Annotated in this window: 24 protein-coding genes; 14 read left to right on the forward strand and 10 right to left on the reverse strand. The window is 73.4% G+C overall.

The window, feature by feature from the left end:
* Positions 1-70 precede the first annotated feature (70 nt).
* Positions 71-433, reverse strand: a complete 363-nt coding sequence (locus ACZ6S4_RS05885; RefSeq protein ID WP_465473799.1) for a YciI family protein — start codon at positions 431-433, stop codon at positions 71-73.
* A 130-nt stretch (positions 434-563) separates the two neighbouring features.
* On the opposite strand from ACZ6S4_RS05885, the gene ACZ6S4_RS05890 reads away from it, so the two are divergent.
* Positions 564-911, forward strand: a complete 348-nt coding sequence (locus tag ACZ6S4_RS05890) for a hypothetical protein (protein ID WP_465474153.1) — start codon at positions 564-566, stop codon at positions 909-911.
* Here the strand turns inward: ACZ6S4_RS05890 and ACZ6S4_RS05895 are convergent.
* On the reverse strand, positions 820-1,224 hold the full coding sequence (locus tag ACZ6S4_RS05895) for a PadR family transcriptional regulator (protein WP_465473800.1): 405 nt from the start codon (positions 1,222-1,224) through the stop codon (positions 820-822). The two genes, ACZ6S4_RS05890 and ACZ6S4_RS05895, sit on opposite strands and share 92 nt — an antisense overlap.
* Here ACZ6S4_RS05895 and ACZ6S4_RS05900 point away from each other — a divergent pair.
* Complete coding sequence (locus ACZ6S4_RS05900) at positions 1,199-2,659, forward strand: aldehyde dehydrogenase family protein (protein ID WP_465473801.1); 1,461 nt, start codon at positions 1,199-1,201, stop codon at positions 2,657-2,659. The genes ACZ6S4_RS05895 and ACZ6S4_RS05900 overlap by 26 nt on opposite strands.
* Here the strand turns inward: ACZ6S4_RS05900 and ACZ6S4_RS05905 are convergent.
* Genes ACZ6S4_RS05905 through ACZ6S4_RS05920 form a run of 4 tightly spaced genes read right to left on the reverse strand, consistent with a single transcriptional unit; the run spans position 2,604 to position 5,942 of the window.
* Positions 2,604-3,395: an ABC transporter ATP-binding protein gene (locus ACZ6S4_RS05905; RefSeq protein ID WP_465473802.1), complete on the reverse strand. Its 792-nt coding sequence runs from the start codon at positions 3,393-3,395 to the stop codon at positions 2,604-2,606. The two genes, ACZ6S4_RS05900 and ACZ6S4_RS05905, sit on opposite strands and share 56 nt — an antisense overlap.
* Positions 3,396-3,409: 14 nt before the next feature.
* Positions 3,410-4,177 (reverse strand): ABC transporter permease, encoded by a 768-nt coding sequence (locus ACZ6S4_RS05910; protein WP_465473803.1) that lies wholly within the window; start codon positions 4,175-4,177, stop codon positions 3,410-3,412.
* On the reverse strand, positions 4,174-4,980 hold the full coding sequence (locus ACZ6S4_RS05915; protein WP_465473804.1) for an ABC transporter permease: 807 nt from the start codon (positions 4,978-4,980) through the stop codon (positions 4,174-4,176). Before ACZ6S4_RS05915 ends, ACZ6S4_RS05910 begins: the two co-directional genes overlap by 4 nt.
* Positions 4,977-5,942, reverse strand: coding sequence for an ABC transporter substrate-binding protein (locus ACZ6S4_RS05920; RefSeq protein ID WP_465473805.1), 966 nt, complete (start codon positions 5,940-5,942; stop codon positions 4,977-4,979). The genes ACZ6S4_RS05915 and ACZ6S4_RS05920 overlap by 4 nt, the downstream gene beginning before the upstream one ends.
* Positions 5,943-6,056: 114 nt before the next feature.
* Here ACZ6S4_RS05920 and ACZ6S4_RS05925 point away from each other — a divergent pair, with 114 nt between their 5' ends.
* The 9 genes from ACZ6S4_RS05925 (at position 6,057) to ACZ6S4_RS05965 (ending at position 13,442) form a co-directional block, all read left to right on the forward strand.
* Positions 6,057-7,199 carry a 4-hydroxybenzoate 3-monooxygenase gene (locus tag ACZ6S4_RS05925; RefSeq protein WP_465473806.1) on the forward strand — a complete coding sequence of 381 codons (1,143 nt, stop codon included), beginning with the start codon at positions 6,057-6,059 and terminating at the stop codon, positions 7,197-7,199.
* On the forward strand, positions 7,196-7,999 hold the full coding sequence (locus ACZ6S4_RS05930) for a CoA transferase subunit A (protein ID WP_465473807.1): 804 nt from the start codon (positions 7,196-7,198) through the stop codon (positions 7,997-7,999). The genes ACZ6S4_RS05925 and ACZ6S4_RS05930 overlap by 4 nt, the downstream gene beginning before the upstream one ends.
* Positions 7,996-8,754 (forward strand): CoA-transferase subunit beta, encoded by a 759-nt coding sequence (locus ACZ6S4_RS05935; protein WP_465473808.1) that lies wholly within the window; start codon positions 7,996-7,998, stop codon positions 8,752-8,754. Before ACZ6S4_RS05930 ends, ACZ6S4_RS05935 begins: the two co-directional genes overlap by 4 nt.
* Entirely contained in the window at positions 8,751-9,422 is a 672-nt protein-coding gene (gene pcaH, locus ACZ6S4_RS05940) for a protocatechuate 3,4-dioxygenase subunit beta (RefSeq protein WP_465473809.1), read from the forward strand. The genes ACZ6S4_RS05935 and pcaH overlap by 4 nt, the downstream gene beginning before the upstream one ends.
* Entirely contained in the window at positions 9,419-9,934 is a 516-nt protein-coding gene (pcaG, locus tag ACZ6S4_RS05945) for a protocatechuate 3,4-dioxygenase subunit alpha (protein WP_465473810.1), read from the forward strand. Before pcaH ends, pcaG begins: the two co-directional genes overlap by 4 nt.
* Positions 9,909-11,429 (forward strand): lyase family protein, encoded by a 1,521-nt coding sequence (locus ACZ6S4_RS05950; protein WP_465473811.1) that lies wholly within the window; start codon positions 9,909-9,911, stop codon positions 11,427-11,429. The genes pcaG and ACZ6S4_RS05950 overlap by 26 nt, the downstream gene beginning before the upstream one ends.
* A gap of 73 nt (positions 11,430-11,502) precedes the next feature.
* Entirely contained in the window at positions 11,503-12,267 is a 765-nt protein-coding gene (gene pcaD, locus ACZ6S4_RS05955) for a 3-oxoadipate enol-lactonase (protein ID WP_465473812.1), read from the forward strand.
* Positions 12,260-12,640: a 4-carboxymuconolactone decarboxylase gene (gene pcaC, locus ACZ6S4_RS05960; protein WP_465473813.1), complete on the forward strand. Its 381-nt coding sequence runs from the start codon at positions 12,260-12,262 to the stop codon at positions 12,638-12,640. Before pcaD ends, pcaC begins: the two co-directional genes overlap by 8 nt.
* 16 nt (positions 12,641-12,656) lie before the next feature.
* Positions 12,657-13,442, forward strand: a complete 786-nt coding sequence (locus tag ACZ6S4_RS05965) for an IclR family transcriptional regulator domain-containing protein (RefSeq protein WP_465473814.1) — start codon at positions 12,657-12,659, stop codon at positions 13,440-13,442.
* Here the strand turns inward: ACZ6S4_RS05965 and ACZ6S4_RS05970 are convergent.
* From ACZ6S4_RS05970 to ACZ6S4_RS05985, 4 genes are all read right to left on the reverse strand, one after another.
* Positions 13,423-14,478: a sensor domain-containing diguanylate cyclase gene (locus ACZ6S4_RS05970; protein ID WP_465473815.1), complete on the reverse strand. Its 1,056-nt coding sequence runs from the start codon at positions 14,476-14,478 to the stop codon at positions 13,423-13,425. The two genes, ACZ6S4_RS05965 and ACZ6S4_RS05970, sit on opposite strands and share 20 nt — an antisense overlap.
* Positions 14,479-14,526: 48 nt before the next feature.
* Complete coding sequence (locus tag ACZ6S4_RS05975; RefSeq protein WP_465473816.1) at positions 14,527-15,012, reverse strand: nucleoside 2-deoxyribosyltransferase domain-containing protein; 486 nt, start codon at positions 15,010-15,012, stop codon at positions 14,527-14,529.
* Between the two features lie 160 nt (positions 15,013-15,172).
* Entirely contained in the window at positions 15,173-15,529 is a 357-nt protein-coding gene (locus tag ACZ6S4_RS05980) for an STAS domain-containing protein (RefSeq protein WP_465473817.1), read from the reverse strand.
* On the reverse strand, positions 15,526-15,831 hold the full coding sequence (locus ACZ6S4_RS05985) for an STAS domain-containing protein (RefSeq protein WP_465473818.1): 306 nt from the start codon (positions 15,829-15,831) through the stop codon (positions 15,526-15,528). The genes ACZ6S4_RS05980 and ACZ6S4_RS05985 overlap by 4 nt, the downstream gene beginning before the upstream one ends.
* A gap of 123 nt (positions 15,832-15,954) precedes the next feature.
* Here ACZ6S4_RS05985 and ACZ6S4_RS05990 point away from each other — a divergent pair, with 123 nt between their 5' ends.
* From ACZ6S4_RS05990 to ACZ6S4_RS06000, 3 genes are read left to right on the forward strand one after another with little or no spacing between them, the layout of a single operon-like run.
* Positions 15,955-16,632, forward strand: coding sequence for a response regulator transcription factor (locus tag ACZ6S4_RS05990; RefSeq protein WP_465473819.1), 678 nt, complete (start codon positions 15,955-15,957; stop codon positions 16,630-16,632).
* A complete protein-coding gene (locus tag ACZ6S4_RS05995) occupies positions 16,629-17,981 on the forward strand; it encodes a sensor histidine kinase (RefSeq protein WP_465473820.1) in 1,353 nt (450 codons plus the stop codon). The genes ACZ6S4_RS05990 and ACZ6S4_RS05995 overlap by 4 nt, the downstream gene beginning before the upstream one ends.
* Positions 17,978-18,532, forward strand: a complete 555-nt coding sequence (locus ACZ6S4_RS06000) for a GerMN domain-containing protein (RefSeq protein ID WP_465473821.1) — start codon at positions 17,978-17,980, stop codon at positions 18,530-18,532. Before ACZ6S4_RS05995 ends, ACZ6S4_RS06000 begins: the two co-directional genes overlap by 4 nt.
* The last annotated feature ends 7 nt before the right edge of the window (positions 18,533-18,539 follow it).

Here is an 18,539-nt window from a genome sequence, read left to right on the forward strand (position 1 = left end):
GCCGGCTCCGTGGGCGGCACTTTGGGGCCGCCCACGGAGCCGGCCACGCCTCAGCCGACCAGTGACGATCTCAGCCGTGCAAGACGCGCGGCGGCTTGAACCGGCGAACCTCCTGCGGCCAGCCGCAGGCCTCCGCGATCTTGCCGGCCCACATCCGGGCGGCCGCCTCATCCGGTACGTCCACGATGGTCAACCCACCCAGGAACTCCTTGCTCTCGACGTAGGGCCCGTCGACGAAGACCACCTCTCCGCTCGTGGCGTCGGCGCTGAAGACCGGGCCGTCCTCTTCCTCCAGGCCCCCGGCGAAGACGAATGCCCCGGCGGCCTTGATCTCGTCAACAACGGCCCGGGCGAGGGGACCGCGTCCGCGGAACCACTCCTCGGTGTGGTCACCCACCCACTGCTGATTGAAGTAGATGAGGTACTCAGGCATGTCCGCTCCCTCTGATCGTCCGGACCCGACGTCCGTGTCTGCCCACGCTACGAACGGCATCCGGCCGATCCGACACTCCGCAGCTTGATTTCTGGCAACTGGGGTCACGACGCGGCGTCGGCAACCTCCGGTGGCGCCGAACGGGCGTCGCGCGTACCGCCGCGAGCGTGACCCCGCCGTCCTGCAACAGTGCCGCGTCCACGTCCTCGATGAACAGCAGATCGGCTTCCACATGCCGGGCAGCGGCCGACAGCAGCAGATCAACAACCGGGTCCGCCGTCTCAGCACGCAGGGCCCCGACATCGCGCAGCTCGCGCAGGAGCAGGCCGCGCTGGTGGCGCAACAGGCCCGTACCGTATCGGTCGAGCCGGTCCGGGCCGCGGCGGTCACCTTGAGGAAGAAGTCGTCCCGGAAGCCACTGCCTCGCGGGCTGGGCTCGTCGAGCCAGCGGGCCAGCTCGGCGGGCCGGACGGGGTGATCGTGTACACGACGCGGTCCGGCTTGACCTGCTGCGAGTGCCGGCGGGAGGCCACGTCGCCGTCCCGGGAGAGCCGTTCGAGGACCTGGTACAGGTGCCCGATGGTGAGCGTGCCCCACTGTGGGCTCAGCGATCGGGGGAGGCCGGGATTTCGCGGGTGACGACCCTGCGCCCGTGACGCCCCCTTTCCCAGCGGTTGACCAGCCCACCCGGCCGCACTAGCGTTTCGAGCACGTTTCGGGGCGAACACGTGTTCGCATACCGAACACTCCCCTCGGAGGTGGCCCGTGACCCAGACCAGAAGCCTGCTCATCGGTGGCGACGAGGTCGCCGCGGCCGACGGGCGTACCACCGAGGATCTCAACCCGCACACCGGTGGCGTCGTCGCCCGGATCGCCGCGGCCGGCCCGGCCGACGTCACCCGGGCCGTCGACGCCGCCGATGCCGCCTTCGCCGGCTGGTCCACCACCGCCCCCACCGAGCGGCGCCGGATCCTCACCCGCGCCGGTGACCTGCTCGAGGAACGTGCCACCGAAGCCGCCGCGCTGATGGCCACCGAGACCGGCGGCACGCTGGGCTGGTCGTTGTTCAACGTCGGGCTGGCCGCGAGCATGTTCCGCGAGGCCGGCGCCCTGACCACGCTGCCGGTCGGTGAGGTGCTGGCCGGCGCGGACCCGACCGCGCTGTCGCTGGCCATCCGGCAGCCGGCCGGGGTGGTCGCCGCGTTCGCGCCGTGGAACGCCCCGCTGATCCTGGGGGCCCGGGCGGTCGCCGCGCCGCTGGCCGTCGGGAACACCGTCGTGGTCAAGGCCAGTGAGGACGCGCCGCTGGCCTGCGCGCTGTTCCTGGCCGACATCCTGCGGGACGCCGGGCTGCCGCCGGGCGCGCTGAATGTGCTGACCAACGACCGGGCCGACGCGGCGGTCGTCGCCGAGACGCTCATCGGGGACCGGCGGGTGCGCCGGGTCAACTTCACCGGTTCCACCGGGGTCGGCCGGCGCATCGGCGAGCTCGCCGCCCGGTATCTCACCCCGGCGGTGCTCGAGCTGGGCGGCAAGAACTCGGTGCTGGTGCTCGACGACGCCGACCTGGAGTACGCGGTGAACGCCGTCGCCTTCGGGGCGTACCTGAACTCCGGGCAGATCTGCATGTCCGCGGACCGGGTGATCGTGCACCGGTCGCTGGCCGACGAGTTCGCCGCCCGGCTGGCCGAGAAGGCCAAAGGGCTGCCCGCCGGGGACCCCACCGACCCGCACACGGTGATCGGGCCGCTGATCAACGCCGGCGCGGCCGAGCGGGTCGCCGGCCTGGTCGACCAGGCGGTCGCCGGCGGCGCCCGGGTGCTCAGCGGCGGCGGTACGCCGGACGGCGCGCACTACCCGGCGACGGTCCTCGCGGGCGTGAGGCCGGACATGCGCATCCACACCGAGGAGATCTTCGGGCCGGTGGCGACCGTGCTGACCGTGGCCGACGAGGAGCAGGCGATCGCGGTGGCCAACGACAGCCCGTACGGGCTCACCGCCGGGGTGCTGACCCAGGACGTCAACCGCGGTTTCACCGTCGCCCGGCGGTTGCGCACCGGCATCGCCCACGTCAACGACCAGTCCGTGGACGACGACCCGACCGCGCCGTTCGGCGGGATGGGCGACTCCGGCTACGGGCGGTTCGGGGGCCGGGCCGGGGCCGAGGCGTTCACCGATCTGCGTTGGATAACTCTCCAGCAGCGCCCGAAGCAGTACCCGTTTTAGCCGCCTGGATCTGGGCGTAGACGCGCGTCCGCAGGGTGACGAAGCGGGGATCCGCCCGGGTGTGCAGCTGGTCGCGTTCGGCGGGCAGGTCCACCGTCAGCTCGTCCTGCACCACGGTCGGGGACGCGGACAGCATCAGCACGCGCTGACCCAGGTAGACCGCCTCATCGATGTCGTGCGTGACGAACAGGATCGTCATGCCGAGCCGCTGCCAGAGTGAGCGGACCAGGTCCTCCAGGTCGGCCCGGGTCTGCGCGTCCACGGCGGCGAACGGCTCGTCCATCAGCAGGATCGACGGCTCGTAGGCCACGGCCCGGGCGATCGCGACCCGCTGCTGCATCCCACCGGACAACTGCCACGGGTACGCGGACTCGGTGCCCTCCAGGCCGACCGCGGTCAGGGCCTCGGCGACCAGTTCCTTGCGGCGGGCCTTGACGACCTTCTTCTGCCGCAGGGGCAGGTCGACGTTGTCGCGCACCGTCATCCACGGGAACAGGCTGCGGCCGTACTCCTGGAAGACGATCGCCAGGCCGCTCTTGTCGCCCACCGTGACCTCGCCGGAGGTCGGGTCGAGCAGCCCGGCGATGCAGCGCAGCAGGGTGGTCTTGCCGCAGCCGGACGGGCCCACCAGGCAGACCAGCTCGCCCGCGGCGACGGTGAACGTCAGGTCGCGCAGCGCCTCCACCTCGCGGCTGCCGGACCGGTAGACCTTGCGCAGGCCCTTGACCTCGAGCATCGTCGTCTCCTTCGTCACGAGCGCCGCTGGGCGTCGCGCAGGCCGTGGTACCAGGCCAGCGCGCGGCGCTCGGCCAGGCGGAACAGCTCGGACAGGCCGAAGCCGAGCAGCCCGAGCAGGATGATGCCGCTCCACATCTCCGGGATGGCGAAGCTGCGCTGGAACTGCACGATGGTGAAGCCCAGGCCGTTGCTGGCGGCGAACATCTCGCTGATCACCATGAGGATGATCGCGATGGACAGCGCCTGCCGCAGGCCCGCGACGATCTGCGGGGACGCCGCGGGCAGCAGCAGGTGACGCAGCCGGGCGGCGCCGGTGATCCCGTACGCGCGGCTGGTGTCGGACAGCACGCCGTCGGTGGCGCGGACGCCTTCGACGGTGTTGAGCAGCACCGGCCAGACGCAGCCGGAAACGATCACGATGACCTTCATGCTGGTGCCGATGCCCGCGAACAGCATGATGACCGGGACCAGCACCGGCGGCGGTACGGCCCGGAAGAACTCCAGCACCGGCTCGGCGGCCGCGCGCAACCGTGGGTTCGCGCCGATCGCGATGCCGGCCGCGATGCCGATCAGTGCCGCCAGCAGGTAACCGGCGCCGAGGCGGGCCAAACTGGGCAGCACGTCGGCGCGCAGCCGCTCGGGGGTCCAGGTGTCGACGAACGCGGCGAGGATCCGGCGCAGCGGGGGCGCGTAGAAGTTCTCACTGTTCGCGCTGGCGGCGTACCAGGTCAGGAAGAGCACGGTCGGCAGGCCGAGCACCAGCAGCAGGCGTCTGATCATGCCGGTGCCTCCCCGCGGACGGACTGGTGCCAGGCGAGGAAGTGGCGTTCGGCGTAGCGGGCGGCCAGGTTGATGGCCACGCCGAGCAGGCCGGTGACGACGATGAGGGCGTACATGGTGGGGATCGCGTTCGAGGTCTGGGCGACCGCGATGACCGCGCCGAGGCCGGGGGCGCCGATGACCAGCTCAGTCGTGACCGCGAGGACCAGCGCGACCGAGGCGGCGAGGCGGATGCCGGTGAAGACGTACGGCAGCGCGGTCGGCCAGAGCACGTAGCGGATCCGGGCCCAGGGGCCGAACCGGAAGCTGCGGGCGGTCTCGTCGGCGACCGGGTCGACGTCGGCGACGCCGTACAGGACCTGGACCAGGACCTGCCAGAAGGCCGCATAGACCACCAGCAGCAGGGTCGAGCCCAGGTCCGAACCGTAGAGCAGGACCGCGAGGGGGATCAGCGCGACCGACGGGATGGGCCGCAGGAACTCCACCGTCGAGGCGGTGACCGCGCGCAGCACCGGCACCGCGCCGATCAGCACGCCCGCGGCCACGCCGGCCACGACCGCGATGGCCAGGCCGATCGCCCACGCGGTGAGGGTGTCCCCGACCGCCACCCAGAACGCGGCGGTGACCGCCTCGTCGGCCAGGGCGGCCAGGATCCGGCTGGTCGGCGGCAGGTAGCTGTCCGACACGATCCCGGCGCGGGGCAGCAGCTCGACCAGCACGAGCAGCCCGGCCAGGCCGGAGAGGCCGAGCAGCGCCCGGCCCCCCGGCACCGTCCGCGGCGCCGCCGCCCCGACCGCCGTCACGGGAGGATCTTGGCCAGGTCGGGCGTGGCACCACCGAAGATGCCGTCCTGGGCGCCGAGCTTGCTCAGCGTCTCGACCGACGGCTTGTTGATCTCGGTGGGCCACTTCGGCAGGGTCAGCGCCTCGCGGACCTTCGGGTCGATCTTGGTGTACGAGCCGAGGATCTCGCGGACCTCGTCCGGGTGCGCGTCGGCGTAGGCCAGCGACTCGTTCATCGCCTCGGTGAACCGCTTGACCAGGTCCGGGTCGTCGGCGATGAGCTTGCTGGAGGCGAAGTACGCCGCCACGGTCAGATTCGGCGCGGCGTCGACGTAGTTCCAGGCGACCACCCGGCCACCGGCGGCGGCCACGGCCGACAGCGACGGCTCCACCACCCAGGCGGCGTCGACCTGGCCGTTCTCCACCGCGGCCGGCATGTTGGCGAACGGCATCTCGACGAAGCTGATCCCGCTCGGGTCGCCGCCGGCCTTGCGTACCGACTCGCGAACGGTGGTGTCACCGATGTTCTTCAGCGTATTGACCGCGATCTTCTTGCCGGCCAGGTCGGCGGGCTTGGTGATCGGGCTGTCCTTGCGCACCGCGACGCCGCCGAAGTCCTTGCCGGCCGTGCCGGTGGAGGCCACGCCGTTGCTGACCACCTTGATCGGCACGTTCTTGGTCTGGGCGATGAGCAGGGAGGTGATGTTGCTGAAGCCGAACTGGAACTGGCCGCTGACCACGCCGGGCACGATCGCCGCGCCGCCCTGGCCGCTCTCCATGGTCAGGTCGATCTTGCGGTTGGCGAAGAAGCCCTGTTTCTGCCCGAGGTAGATGGGCGCGACATCGACAATCGGGATGATCCCGACCTTGACCTTCGCGACCCCACCGTCCGTGGTGCCGCCACCGGAGTCTCCGGACGATCCGCAGCCCGCCCCGGCTCCGACGAGGGCGAGCACGGTCATCCCCGTGATGAACCGACGCATTCCGCAAACCTCCGTTAGGTTGTCCTTGTGCGCACACCGCACGTACGTTCTTATAGAGAACGTAGGGTGTGCTCTGCCTCACGTCAACGACGATCATCGATTCGGAGGTCGCCCATGCGCACGCAGGTCGGCATAGTCGGGGCCGGACCGGCCGGGCTCGTCCTGGCCCGGTTGCTGCAGCGGGCCGGGATCGACGCGGTGATCCTGGAACGCCGCTCGCGATCCTATGTGGAGAACCGGGTTCGTGCGGGGGTGCTCGAACACGGGACCGCGCAGCTGCTCGACGAACTGGGCGTCGGGCAGCGGATGCGCCGGGAGGGCATGGTGCACCGCGGCATCGAGCTGCGCTTCGGCGGCGAGAGCCACCGGATCGACCTGGAGGCGCTCACCGGCAGGACCATCACGGTGTACGGCCAGCAGGAGGTGGTCAAGGATCTGATCGCGGCGCGGCTGGCCGACGAGCTGCCGCTGCACTTCGAGGCCGAGGTCACCGCCGTCGACGGCACCGTGCTGGAGTACGAGCAGAACGGCGTCCGGCACCGCCTCGAGTGCGACTTCGTGGCCGGCTGCGACGGCTCGCACGGGGTGGCCCGCCTCGCCGTGCCCGACGGCGCGCTGCGGACGGCCGAACGCGAGCACCCGTACGCGTGGCTCGGCATCCTGGCCCGCTCCCCCGCCGCGGCCGAGGAGCTGGTCTACGCCCACCACGAACGCGGTTTCGCCCTGCACAGCATGCGGACCCCGGACATCATCCGGCTCTACCTGCAGGTGCCCCGCGACACCGACCTGGCCGACTGGCCCGACACCCGGATCTGGGACGAACTGCGCACCCGGCTCGACCTGCCGCTCAAGGAGGGCGAGATCCTGGAACGTGGCATCACCGGGATGCGCAGCTTCGCGGTCGAGCCGATGCGCCACGACCGGCTCTTCCTGGCCGGCGACGCGGCCCACATCGTTCCGCCGACCGGGGCCAAAGGCATGAACCTGGCCATCGCCGACGTGCGGGTGCTGGCCGAGGCGCTCACCGCGCACTACCGGGAACGGACGGACGAGCTGCTGGACAGCTACTCGCGGACCTGCCTCAAGCGGGTCTGGCAGGTGCAGCGCTTCTCCAACTGGATGACCACGATGCTGCACCGCCACGAGGGTGACGACGAGTTCGGCCACCGCGTCCAGCTCGCCGAGCTGGAGTACGTGACCACTTCCACCGCGGCGGCCACCACCCTCGCCGAGAACTACGTGGGACTCCCCCGGTGAACGCCCCGATCGTCCCGCTCGCCGACGCGATCGCCGAGCTGGTGCACGACGGCGACACCGTCGCGCTGGAGGGCTTCACCCACCTGATCCCGGTGGCGGCCGGCCACGAGATCATCCGGCAGGGCCGGCGCGGGCTGACCCTGGTCCGGATGACCCCGGACATCGTCTACGACCAGCTCATCGGGGCCGGCTGCGCGGCCAAGCTGGTGTTCTCCTGGGCCGGCAATCCCGGCGTCGGGTCGCTGCACCGCTTCCGCGACGCCGTCCAGCACGGCTGGCCGGGGCCGCTGGAGATCGAGGAGCACAGCCACGCGGGCATGGCCAACCGGTACGTCGCCGGCGCGTCCGGCCTGCCCTTCGCCGTGCTGCGCGGCTACCTCGGCACCGACCTGCCGGAGCACACCGCCACCATCGCCCCGATCACCTGCCCGTTCACCGGCGAGACACTCACCGCGGTGCCCGCGCTGAACCCGGACGTCGGCATCGTGCACGCCCAGCGGGCCGACCGGGCCGGCAACGTGCAATTCTGGGGCATCACCGGGGTGCACAAGGAGGTCGTGCTGGCCTCGGCCCGGTCGCTGGTCACGGTCGAGGAGATCGTGGACGAGCTGACGCCGGTGCCCGGCGCGGTGGTGCTGCCGGGCTGGGCGGTCACCCGGGTCGCGCACGTGCCGGGCGGCGCCCATCCCTCGTACGCGATGGGCTACAGCGACCGCGACAACGACTACTACCAGGCCTGGGACAAGATCAGCCGGGACCGGGAGGCGTTCTCGCAGTGGCTGACGGGAGTGACGGCATGACCTGGACCGCGGACGAGATGATGACCGTCGCGGCGGCCCGGGCCCTGCGCGGCGACACCCGGTGCTTCGTCGGCATCGGCCTGCCCAGCACCGCGGCCAACCTGGCCCGCCGTACCCATGCCCCGGACCTGGTCCTGGTCTACGAGTCCGGCACGATCGGCGCCAAGCCGGACCGGCTGCCGCTGTCCATCGGCGACGGCGTGCTCGCCGCGACCGCCGACGCGGTGGTCAGCGTCCCGGAGATGTTCAACTACTGGCTGCAGCCCGGCCGGATCGGCGTCGGCTTCCTGGGCGCGGCCCAGATCGACCGGCACGGCAACATCAACACCACCGTCATCGGCGCCGACTACGCCGACCCCGGGGTACGGCTGCCCGGCGCGGGCGGCGCCCCGGAGATCGCGGCGTCCTGCGGCGAGGTCATCGTGGTGGTACGGCAGAGCCCGCGGACGTTCGTCGACCGGGTCGACTTCGTCACCTCCGTCGGTCACGGCCGCGGCCCCGGCGACCGGGCCCGGCTGGGCCTGCGCGGACGCGGGCCGGTCCTGGTCATCACCGACCTGGGCGTGCTGGAGCCGGACCCGGAGACCCGGGAGCTGACCCTGACCCGCCTGCACCCCGGGGTCACCGCCGAGCAGGCCGTCGCGGCCACCGGCTGGAAACTGCGCGTCACCGACCCCCTGACCAGCACCGAGCCGCCGAACGAGCACGAGCTGACCGCCCTGCGCGCACTGACCGGAGCGAAGGAGAACCCATGACCGCGCACCCGCCGCTGCTGTCCCCCGGCTACAAGTCGACGATCCTGCGGGCCCCGCACCAGGCGCCGATCCTGCTGCCGCACACGCTGACCGAGCTGACCGGGCCGGTGCTGGGCGAGGGCCCGGTGGCCGCCGCGGACGCCGACCTGACCGTGGACGGCACCGGCGAGGCACAGGGCCAGCGCATCGTGGTGCACGGGCAGGTCCGCGACACCGACGGCCGGCCGGTGCCGGACACCCTGGTCGAGGTGTGGCAGGCCAACGCGGCCGGCCGCTACCTGCACAAGTGGGACCGGCACGACGCGCCGCTGGACCCGCACTTCACCGGCGTGGGCCGCACGATGACCGACGCGCAGGGCAACTACCGCTTCGTGACGGTGAAGCCGGGCGCGTACCCGTGGGGCAACCACCCGAACGCGTGGCGGCCCGCGCACATCCACTTCTCGCTGTTCGGCCGGGCGTTCACCCAGCGCCTGGTCACCCAGATGTACTTCCCGGACGACCCGCTGTTCGCCTACGACCCGATCTACCACTCGGTGCCGGAGTTCGCCCGCGACCGGCTGGTGGCCGGCTTCGACCTGGGTGCCACCGTCGAGTCGTGGGCGCTGGGCTTCCGCTTCGACATCGTGCTCAGCGGGGCGGCCGCGACGCCGATGGAGACCCGATGAGCACGAACGCGACGCCGTCGCAGACCGTGGGGCCGTACCTGTCGATCGGGCTCACCTGGGACGAGGGCCCGCACGTGGTCGCGGCCGACGCGCCCGGGGCCGTGTGGTTGCGCGGCGAGATCCGCGACGGCAGCGGCGACGTGGTGAAAGATGCCCTGGTGGAGACCTGGCAGAGCGACCCTTCGGGCCGCTTCCACACCCCCGGCTTCCGCGGCCTGGGCCGCTGCGCCACCGACGACGACGGCCGGTACGCGATCCGCACCGTCAAGCCGGGCGTGGTCCAGGACCAGGCCCCGCACCTGGACATGTCGGTGTTCGCCCGCGGCCTGCTGCACCGGGTCGTCACCCGCGTCTACTTCGCCGACGAGCCGGCCGCCAACGAGGCCGACCCGGTCCTGGCCCGCGTCCCGGCCGACCGGCGCGGCACCCTGATCGCGGAGAAATCCTCGGACGGCTACCGCTTCGACATCACCCTGCAGGGGCCCGATGAGACCGTCTTCTTCACCGTCTGACGCCGCCGCCGGCGGGCTGTTCGACGGGGTCCTGGCCGCCGGGGACGTGCGGGCGGCCGTGGCCGACGGGGCGTGGGTGCGGGCGATGCTCGACGCCGAGGCCGCGCTGGCCCGGGCGGCCGCCCGGTGCGGGCTCGCCGCGGCCGAGGACGCCGCGGCGGTCACGGCCGCCTGCGCGAGCCTGGCGGTGGACCCGGGCGAGCTGGGCGCCGAGGCGACCGGTACGGGCAACCCGGTGGTACCGCTGATCAAACGGCTCCGGGCGGCGGTGCCCGAGCAGGTCGCGCCGCTGGTGCACCGGGGTGCGACCAGCCAGGACATCGTGGACACGGCGGCGATGCTGGTCGCGCAGCGGGCGCTCGGGCCGCTGCTGGCCGACCTGGCCGCGGTGACCGAACTGACCGCGGCGCTCGCCGACCGGCACCGGGGGACGGTGGTGGCCGGGCGGACTCTGCTGCAGCAGGCGCTGCCGACGACGTTCGGCCTGATCGCGGCGGGGTGGCTGACCGGCCTCGACACTGCACGGCGCCGGCTGATCGAGGTCCGCGAGCACCGGCTCGCCGCCCAGCTCGGCGGGGCTGCCGGCACCCTCGCCGCGTTCCAGCCCGGCGATCCGCCGGCCGGCCGGACCGGAGAAGCCGCGCAACGCGGAGGCGCCGGACAAGCAACAGGCGCCGGACAAGCCGCGGACACCGGACAAGCCGCGGGCACCGAGCAGGCCGCGAGCGCCGAGCAGGCCGCGGGCGCCGAGCAGGCCGCGGGCGCCGGGCAGGCCGTGGGCGCCGAAGACGTCGGCGATGTCGGGGTCTGCATGATGGGGGCGTTCAGCGCCGAGGTCGGGCTGGCGGAGCCGGACCTGCCGTGGCACACCGAGCGGACCCGCGTCGCCGACCTGGCCGGGGCGCTCGGGGCCGCGGCCGGGGCGATCGCCAAGGTCGCCCGGGATCTGGTCCTCCTCGCCCAGACCGAGGTGGGTGAGGTGGCCGAGGGCGGCGACGGCGGCGGCTCGTCGACGCTGCCGCACAAGCACAACCCGATCGCCGCGATCAGCGCCGCCGCCGCGGCCGCCCAGGCCCCCGGACTGATCGCCACCCTGCTCGCCGCCATGGCGCACGAGCACCAGCGGGCCGCCGGCGACTGGCACGCCGAGTGGCAGCCGCTGCGGGCGCTGCTCACCTCGACCGGCTCGGCCGCCCACCAGCTGCGCCGGGCTCTGACGGACCTGCGGGTGGACGCCGCCCGGATGCGCGCCAACCTCGACCTCACCCACGGCGCCCTGCTCGCCGAACGGGTCGCCGGAGCACTGCGCCCGGCCCTGGGCACCGAGGCGCACGCGGTGGTCCGCGCGGCCGTCGCCCGCGGCGACCTGAGCACCGACCCCGCGATCACCGCCCACCTGGACCCGGCCCGCCTGGCCGGCCTGCTGTCGCCGGAGACCTACCTGGGCAGCTCCGACGCCCTGATCGACCGCGCCCTGAAAGCAGCCCGGCGATGAGCGCGGCCCGAACCCGCACGTCCCCGGCGGCCGGGCGCCACGCGTGGCCGCAGGCCGGATCGGCGGTCCGGCGATGAGCGCGGTCGCGGTGCATCACCGCACAGACGGGCCGGCCGATGCTCCCCCGCTGCTCATGATCAATTCGCTGGGGGCGGATCTGAGCATGTGGGAGCCGCAGCTGCCCGCGCTCAGCGCCCGCCGGGTGATCCGGTACGACGCGCGCGGTCACGGTCGCTCCCCCGTACCCCCGGGTCGGTATGGTCTGGCCGATCTCGGGCGCGACGCGCTCGCCCTGCTGGACCGGCTCGGGGTCGCGCGGGCCGATGTCTGTGGCCTGTCGCTCGGCGGGATGACCGCCATGTGGCTGGCCGCGCACGCGCCCGAGCGGGTCGACCGGCTGGTGCTGTTCTGCACGTCCGCCCGGCTCGGGCCGCCGGCCGCCTGGGCCGAGCGGGCCGCGACGGTCCGGGCCGGGGGCACCGCCGCGGTCGCCGACGCGGTCGTCGCCCGCTGGGTCACCCCGGGCTACGCGGCGGCCCATCCGGGCGAGGTGCGGCGGCTGCGGGACATGGTCGCGGCGACCCCGGCGATCGGGTACGCGGGCGCGTGCGCGGCGATCGAGGACATGGATCTGCGGCCGGACCTGCCCGGTGTCACCGCCCCCACGCTGGTGGTCGCCGGGGCCGACGATCCGGCCACGCCGCCCGCCCACGGTGCCGCCATCGCCGCGGCGATTCCCGGTGCCCGGCTCGAAGTCGTCGCCGATGCGGCGCATCTGGCCAGTTTCGAGCAGGCAGCGACCGCGAACCGACTCATTCTGGAGGCGCTCGATGGCTGACGACTACACCGAGGGCATGGCCGTACGGCGCGAGGTGCTCGGTGATGCGCACGTCGACCGGGCGGTCGCGGCCACCACCGGCTTCACCGCGCCGTTCCAGGAGTACATCACCCGGGCCGCCTGGGGGCAGGTGTGGACCCGGGAGGGCCTGGACCGGCGTACCCGGTCCTGTGTGACGCTCGCGCTGCTCACCGCCCTGCAGTGTCATGACGAGCTGGCGATGCACGTGCGGGCCGCCCGCCGTAACGGGCTCAGTCCGGACGAGATCGCCGAGGTGCTGCTGCACACCGCCGTGTACGCGGGCGTGCCCGCCGCCAACGCCGCCTTCAAGATCGCCGAGGCCGTGCTGACCGACGACGGGTCCGGGGCGTGACGCGGTGGTCGCAGCGATGAGTGACGACGCGCGTGAGCCGCACTTCGTCCAGTCCCTGGAGCGTGGGCTCGCCGTCATCCGGGCCTTCGACGCCCACCACCGGGAGCTCACGCTCAGCGAGGTGGCCCGGATCTGCGACCTCACCCGGGCCGCCGCCCGGCGCTTCCTGCTCACCCTGACCGACCTCGGTTACGTCCGCACCGACGGCCGGCTGTTCTCGCTGACGCCGCGGGTGCTGGAGCTCGGGTACGCGTTCCTGTCCAGCCTGTCGCTGCCCGACGTGGCCGAGCCGCACCTGGAACAGCTCTCCGCCGAGGTGCACGAGTCGTCGTCGGTGTCGGTGCTCGACGGTGACGACGTGGTCTACGTGGCCCGGGTGCCGACCCGGCGGATCATGACCGTGGCGATCAACGTGGGTACCCGGTTCCCGGCGTACGCCACCTCGATGGGCCGGGTGCTGATCGCGCATCTGCCCGCCGAGCAGGTCCAGGCCTATCTGTCGCGGGTACGGCTGGAGCGGCTCACCGCGCGGACGGTCGGGTCGGTCGCGGAGCTGCGGGCCGAGCTGGCGCGGGTCCGCGAGCAGGGTTACGCCATCGTCGACCAGGAGCTGGAGGAAGGGCTGCGCTCGATGGCCGCGCCCGTGGCCGACCGTTCCGGGGCTGTCACCGCCGCCGTCAACGTCTCGGTGCACGCCAGCCGTACGTCGGTGGCCGCGATGCGCGCCGAGCTGCTGCCGGCGCTGCTGGCCACCGCCGAGCGCATCACGGCCGACCTGCGGGTCACGAGACCGGGGCGTTAGCCCGGCGCTTCTCCCTGTACATCTCCGCGTCCGCGGTCGCCACCAGCCGGGAGAAGTCCTCGCCGGCCCGGCCGATCGCATAGCCGACGCTGGCGCCGATGCGGTGCACGCCGGTGCTGCCGCAGATCGGCTCGCGGATCGCCTCGCGCAGCCGCTGGGCGGCCTCCGGCAGGGCCCGGGACAGGTCGTCGCCGGTCAGCACCGCGACGAACTCGTCGCCGCCGGTGCGGGCCAGCACGTCGTCGGGGCGCAAGTGGTGCTGCAGGCGCTGAGCGACGATCCGCAGCACCTCGTCGCCCGCCTCGTGCCCGGCGTCGTCGTTGACCTTCTTGAAGCCGTCGAGGTCCACCACCAGCACCCCGACCTGCGGCGCACCCTTCGCCGGCAGGGCGTCGATGCTGGTCTTGAGCAGGGTCCGGTTGGCCAGGCCGGTCAGGCTGTCATGGGTCGCCGCGTATTCCGCCTCGGCCTGGCTGCGCTCGAGCTGCGAGTGCAGCCGGGCGTGCTGGATGGCGATGGCGGCGTGCTCGGCGAAGAAGGCGAGGATCTCCTGCTGCTGGGCGTCCGGGCGGCGCCCGTCGTCGGGCAGGTCGACGCTGAGCACGCCGACCCATTCCCCGGACGGCGCCATCAGCGGCGCGAACAGGCAGTCCAGCGGGTGCCACAGCTCCGGGTCGTCGGTCGGCTCGATGTCCGGGACCCAGACGTAGAGCGACTCGGGCACGCCGTTGCGGTGGTCGACGAAGTAGAGCGAGCCCCAGCGCTCGGCGCGGCGGAACAGCTCCCGCCAGTTCTCCGCCGAGCCGCGGGTGCCCAGCAGCTCCCGGCGCAGGTCGTCGCTGCCGGCCACGGCCACGGTGGTGTAGTCGCCGTTCTCCTCGGCCAGGTTGACGGCGGCGAGGCCGAAGCCGGACGCCTCGACGACCCCGCTCGCGACAGCGTCCAGGGTCTGGGTGAGGTCCAGGCTGGCGTGCACGCGCTTGGTCACCGCGTGCAGGGCTCGCAGGGCCTGCAGCTGCGGATCGGAGGCCGTCACCCGCGCTCCTTTCGCCACACCGTGATCAACCGACCGTAGTGCATCCGCCTACGCCTCGTGGACCCCGCTCATCGGCGACCGGGCGGCTGAGCTGAGCACTTCGGCCTCCCGCACCGTGGCGGCCAGCGTGTCGTGGACCCGCAGGCCGGGGCGGGCCAGGGCGAGCTGCACCTCGACGTCGTGCCGGCGCGGATAGCCCGGGTCGGCCCCGACCGCCAGCGGGACCCCGCGGGTGACGTGCACGCCCAGCTCGTACAGGGTGATGGGCTGGACGCTGCCGCCCGGGGCGAACCAGAACAGCACCACGTCGGCGCGGTGCAGGTGGGCGTGCTCCCAGGTGATCTGCTCGATGGCCACGTCCGGGTCGGCGAGGTCGAAGGTGGCGCGGCGGGGATCGACCACGGTCAGCCCGGGCGTGTCGCGCAGCAGGGCCACGGCCTGCGACTGCCAGTCGGGGCAGTCCGTGATGCCGCCGGCCAGGAAGAGCACCGGGCCGGGCCCGTCGTACCGCTGCGGCGCCTGCACGTATCGCACGGTTGCCACCGTAGCCGTCACACAACCGTCATGTGGCCGCGGGCGGACCGCCATGTGCGTACCTGATCATGGGCCCGGATGACGCGGTCGCGAGGCCGCGCCGCTCGGGTGCCCCCGCGAGTGGCGGCGCCCGCGGCCGCGGCATCCCCGACCGTCGCGGTCAGCCGGGAAATTCGGCGCGCAGCCATTCCAGGGCGGCCGGGCAGTCGTCGAAGATCGGGAACAGCCCGTCCACGTGCATCGTGTGCAGCACGGTGATGACGAACCGCGACGGACCGGCGAGGACCACGAGCCCGTCCCGGCGCCGGGCCCGCCGGTGCGCGCGGACCAGCAGACCGAGCCCGACGTCGTCCAGGGTCGGCACCTCGGTCAGGTCCACGACCACGTGCGGATGCCGGTCGACGGCGTCGGCGAGGCTCTCCCGCAGCGTCGGCGCCGCCGTGGCATCCATCCCGGCTCGCACGTGCACGACCACGGCGTCCAGCCGTACGTCCAGCTCCACCTCGGATGCGGTCATCGGGCCTCCTCGACCTCGAGCACGTGGTCCACGCGGGCCAGACCCAGCATCCGGCGGACCCGCGCGCCCGGAGCGCGCAGCGTCAGCCGGGCATCGGCGCGGATCAGCTCCCGGTGCACCTGCAGCAGCACCACGATGGCAGCCGCGTCTATCCGCGGGCTGTGCCGCAGGTCGACGATCAGCCGGGCCGGGCGCCCGGCGACCGCGTCCCGGAACCGGGACTGCCACCGGTCGACCGTCGCACCGGCCAGCGCCTCGGTGACGACCACGGTCGTCTCCCGCATCGCGTGCTCACCGCTCACAGCTGCAAGGTTCGACCCGGTGTGTGGCGGGTGATCCGCAACCGTATGACGGTTGCGTGACAGTCCGGCCGGGCCCGCGCCGGTCCTTTGGCGGCACGCGGCCGGGCGGGGATGATGCAGAGCATGTCAGCAGTGCTGGTGATCGAGGACGACGACCGGATCCGGCTGTCGCTGGTGCTGGCGCTGGAGGACGAGGGCTACGAGGTCACCGGCGCCCCGACCGCCGAGGAGGGCATCGCCGCCCAGCGCCGTAGGCCCGCCGACACGGTGCTGGTCGACCTCATGCTGCCGGGCATCGACGGCTTCGAGTGCATCCGGACCCTGCGCCGCGCCCACGACGTGCCGATCGTGGTGATCAGCGCCCGCGACGACACCCACGACATCGTGGCCGCGCTGGAGGCCGGCGCCGACGACTACCTGGTCAAACCGGTGGCGGTGAAGGAGCTGACGGCCCGGCTGCGGGCACTGCGCCGCCGGGCCCGGGCCGGAGCCGGTGACGAGGTACCGGTGCTGCGCTTCGGGGACCTGGAGATCTCCCCCGAGGCCGGCGAGGTCCGGCTGGCCGGCACCCCGGTCGCCGTCACCCGTACGGAGTTCCAGCTGTTGTGCGAGCTGGCCGAGCATCCGGGCCGGGTGCTGTCGCGCCACCAGCTGCTGCAGCGCGTCTGGGGCTACGACGGCGGTGACGAGCGGCTGGTGGACGTGCACGTGGGCCGGCTGCGGCAGAAGATCGAGGACGGCGAGGGCGCCCCGCGGCACCTGGTCACTGTCCGCGGCCTGGGCTACAAGCTGCAGCGATGAGGCGCGCCGGGCTGCGGGTACGGGTGGTGGCCGGTTTCGCCGCGGGCGCGCTGGCCCTGTCGGCGACGATGGCGCTGGCGTCGTACCAGGTGGCCCGGCAGTCGCTGATCAAGGAACGGGAGCGCACCGCCGTGCGGGCCGCGTACGACGACGCCGCGGTGGTCCGGGCCGGCCTGGGCGCCACCACCCGCCCGGACGTCGCCGCCGTGCTCCGCGTCCTGGACACCGGCGAGAGCCGCCGCGCGCTGCTGCAACGCCGGGGCGACTGGTACGCCCTCAAGGCCGACGAGGGCAGCACCGGCGCGATCCCGGTGGCCCTGCAGCGGCAGGCGGCCGCGGGCACCGCCTCGGTGCAGCGGATCCGCACCGGCGGGCACGCCAGCATCGTGGTGGCGGTGCCGCTCGCCCCCGGCGACGTCTTCTACGAGATCGACTCGCTGCGCGAGCTGGAGCACACCCTGAGCGTGCTGACGGTCGTGCTGACCCTGGTCGCGATGGGCACGGCGGTGCTGGGCGCCGGGCTCGGCTGGTACGCGAGCCGATACGTCCTGCGCCCGCTGCGCCGGGTGGCCGACGCCGCCCAGGAGATCGCCGGTGGCGCCTCGAAGTACCGGCTGGACCCGGCGGCCGAGCCTGACCTGGCTCGGCTCACCACGTCGTTCAACCACATGGTCGACGAGTTGTCGGCCCGGCTGGAACGCGACCGCCGGTTCGCCGCCGACGTCAGCCACGAGCTGCGGTCCCCGCTGCAGACGCTGGCCGCGGCGGCGAGCGTGCTGGAGCGCCGCCGCGAGCACCTCGACGAGCGCACCGCCACCGCCGCGGGCCTGGTCACCCAGGAGATCGCGCACTTCCAGCAGCTGGTCAACGACCTGCTGGAGCTGTCCCGCAGTGACCGGCCGGCCGCCCGCACCACCACGGACGTGGCGGATCTGGCCCGGCAGGTGTGCCGGGAACGCCGGTTGCCGGCGACGATCGTGGCGGCCGACGGCGAGTCCCGGTGGAGCGTGGACCGGCGCCGGGTCGGGCAGCTGCTCGGCAACCTGCTGGATAACGCCCGCGCGTACGGCGGTGGCCCGGTCGCGGTGAGCCTGCGCCTGGACGGTGACGTGGGCCGGATCGACGTCGACGACGAGGGTCCGGGGGTCAGCCCGGAGGACAAGCCGCTGATCTTCGACCGGTTCGTCCGGGGCCGGTCCGCCGGCGCCCGGGCCGACTCGGGTGGCGCGGGGCTGGGTCTGGCCCTGGTCGCCCAGCACGCGGCCGCGCACGGCGGGACGGCCGCGGTGCTGGACCGGCCCGGCGGCGGCGCCCGCTTCCGGGTGGACCTGCCGGGGTGCCGGCCATGAGACGCGCCAGGATTCTGGGGACGCTGACGCTGGCCGTGCTGGCCTTGGCCGGGTGCGGGGTGCCGCTGGACGCCGAGCCGCGCAGCCTGGGCGCCTCGGGCCCGGTGGACCGGTCCGGGAGCCCGGCGGCGCAGGTGGCCGGCTCGACGGTGCTGCGGCTCTACCTGGTCCGCGACGGCCGGCTCGTCCGGGTGCCGCGCCGGGTGCCCGCGCCGCTGACCCCGGCCCAGCAGCTCGACGCCCTGCTGGCCGGGCCGACCGCGGAGGAGAGTGAGGACGGGCTGTCCAGCGCGCTGACCACGACGACCGTGACGAACATCGACCTGGCCGGCCGGCGCGCCACCGTCACCCTGGGCGACCGCGCCGGGCCGGGGGTACGCAGCGACGAGGTGCTCGCGTTCGGGCAGATCGTCTGCACGCTGACCAGCCTGCCGGACGTGGGCACGGTGTCCTTCGTGGCGGACGGCGCGCCGCTGTGGGTGCCGCGCTCGGACGGTTCGCTGGCCGACACCCCGCTGACCATCGCCGACTACAGCAGCCTGCTCGACTGACGGCGGC

The organism is Actinoplanes sp. NPDC051405, assembly GCF_055586185.1.

Excerpts from the sequence above, each read along its gene's own strand:
- pcaD (WP_465473812.1), top strand. The coding sequence starts at position 11,503 with ATGAGCGCGGTCGCGGTGCATCACCGCACAGACGGGCCGGCCGATGCT.
- ACZ6S4_RS05905 (WP_465473802.1), bottom strand. The coding sequence starts at position 3,395 with ATGCTCGAGGTCAAGGGCCTGCGCAAGGTCTACCGGTCCGGCAGCCGC.
- ACZ6S4_RS06000 (WP_465473821.1), top strand. The coding sequence starts at position 17,978 with ATGAGACGCGCCAGGATTCTGGGGACGCTGACGCTGGCCGTGCTGGCC.
- ACZ6S4_RS05895 (WP_465473800.1), bottom strand. The coding sequence starts at position 1,224 with ATGAGCAGGCTTCTGGTCTGGGTCACGGGCCACCTCCGAGGGGAGTGT.
- ACZ6S4_RS05920 (WP_465473805.1), bottom strand. The coding sequence starts at position 5,942 with ATGCGTCGGTTCATCACGGGGATGACCGTGCTCGCCCTCGTCGGAGCC.
- ACZ6S4_RS05950 (WP_465473811.1), top strand. The coding sequence starts at position 9,909 with ATGAGACCGTCTTCTTCACCGTCTGACGCCGCCGCCGGCGGGCTGTTC.
- ACZ6S4_RS05925 (WP_465473806.1), top strand. The coding sequence starts at position 6,057 with ATGCGCACGCAGGTCGGCATAGTCGGGGCCGGACCGGCCGGGCTCGTC.
- pcaC (WP_465473813.1), top strand. The coding sequence starts at position 12,260 with ATGGCTGACGACTACACCGAGGGCATGGCCGTACGGCGCGAGGTGCTC.
- ACZ6S4_RS05980 (WP_465473817.1), bottom strand. The coding sequence starts at position 15,529 with ATGACCGCATCCGAGGTGGAGCTGGACGTACGGCTGGACGCCGTGGTC.
- ACZ6S4_RS05910 (WP_465473803.1), bottom strand. The coding sequence starts at position 4,177 with ATGATCAGACGCCTGCTGCTGGTGCTCGGCCTGCCGACCGTGCTCTTC.
- ACZ6S4_RS05935 (WP_465473808.1), top strand. The coding sequence starts at position 7,996 with ATGACCTGGACCGCGGACGAGATGATGACCGTCGCGGCGGCCCGGGCC.
- pcaG (WP_465473810.1), top strand. The coding sequence starts at position 9,419 with ATGAGCACGAACGCGACGCCGTCGCAGACCGTGGGGCCGTACCTGTCG.
- ACZ6S4_RS05995 (WP_465473820.1), top strand. The coding sequence starts at position 16,629 with ATGAGGCGCGCCGGGCTGCGGGTACGGGTGGTGGCCGGTTTCGCCGCG.
- ACZ6S4_RS05990 (WP_465473819.1), top strand. The coding sequence starts at position 15,955 with ATGTCAGCAGTGCTGGTGATCGAGGACGACGACCGGATCCGGCTGTCG.
- ACZ6S4_RS05965 (WP_465473814.1), top strand. The coding sequence starts at position 12,657 with ATGAGTGACGACGCGCGTGAGCCGCACTTCGTCCAGTCCCTGGAGCGT.
- ACZ6S4_RS05885 (WP_465473799.1), bottom strand. The coding sequence starts at position 433 with ATGCCTGAGTACCTCATCTACTTCAATCAGCAGTGGGTGGGTGACCAC.
- pcaH (WP_465473809.1), top strand. The coding sequence starts at position 8,751 with ATGACCGCGCACCCGCCGCTGCTGTCCCCCGGCTACAAGTCGACGATC.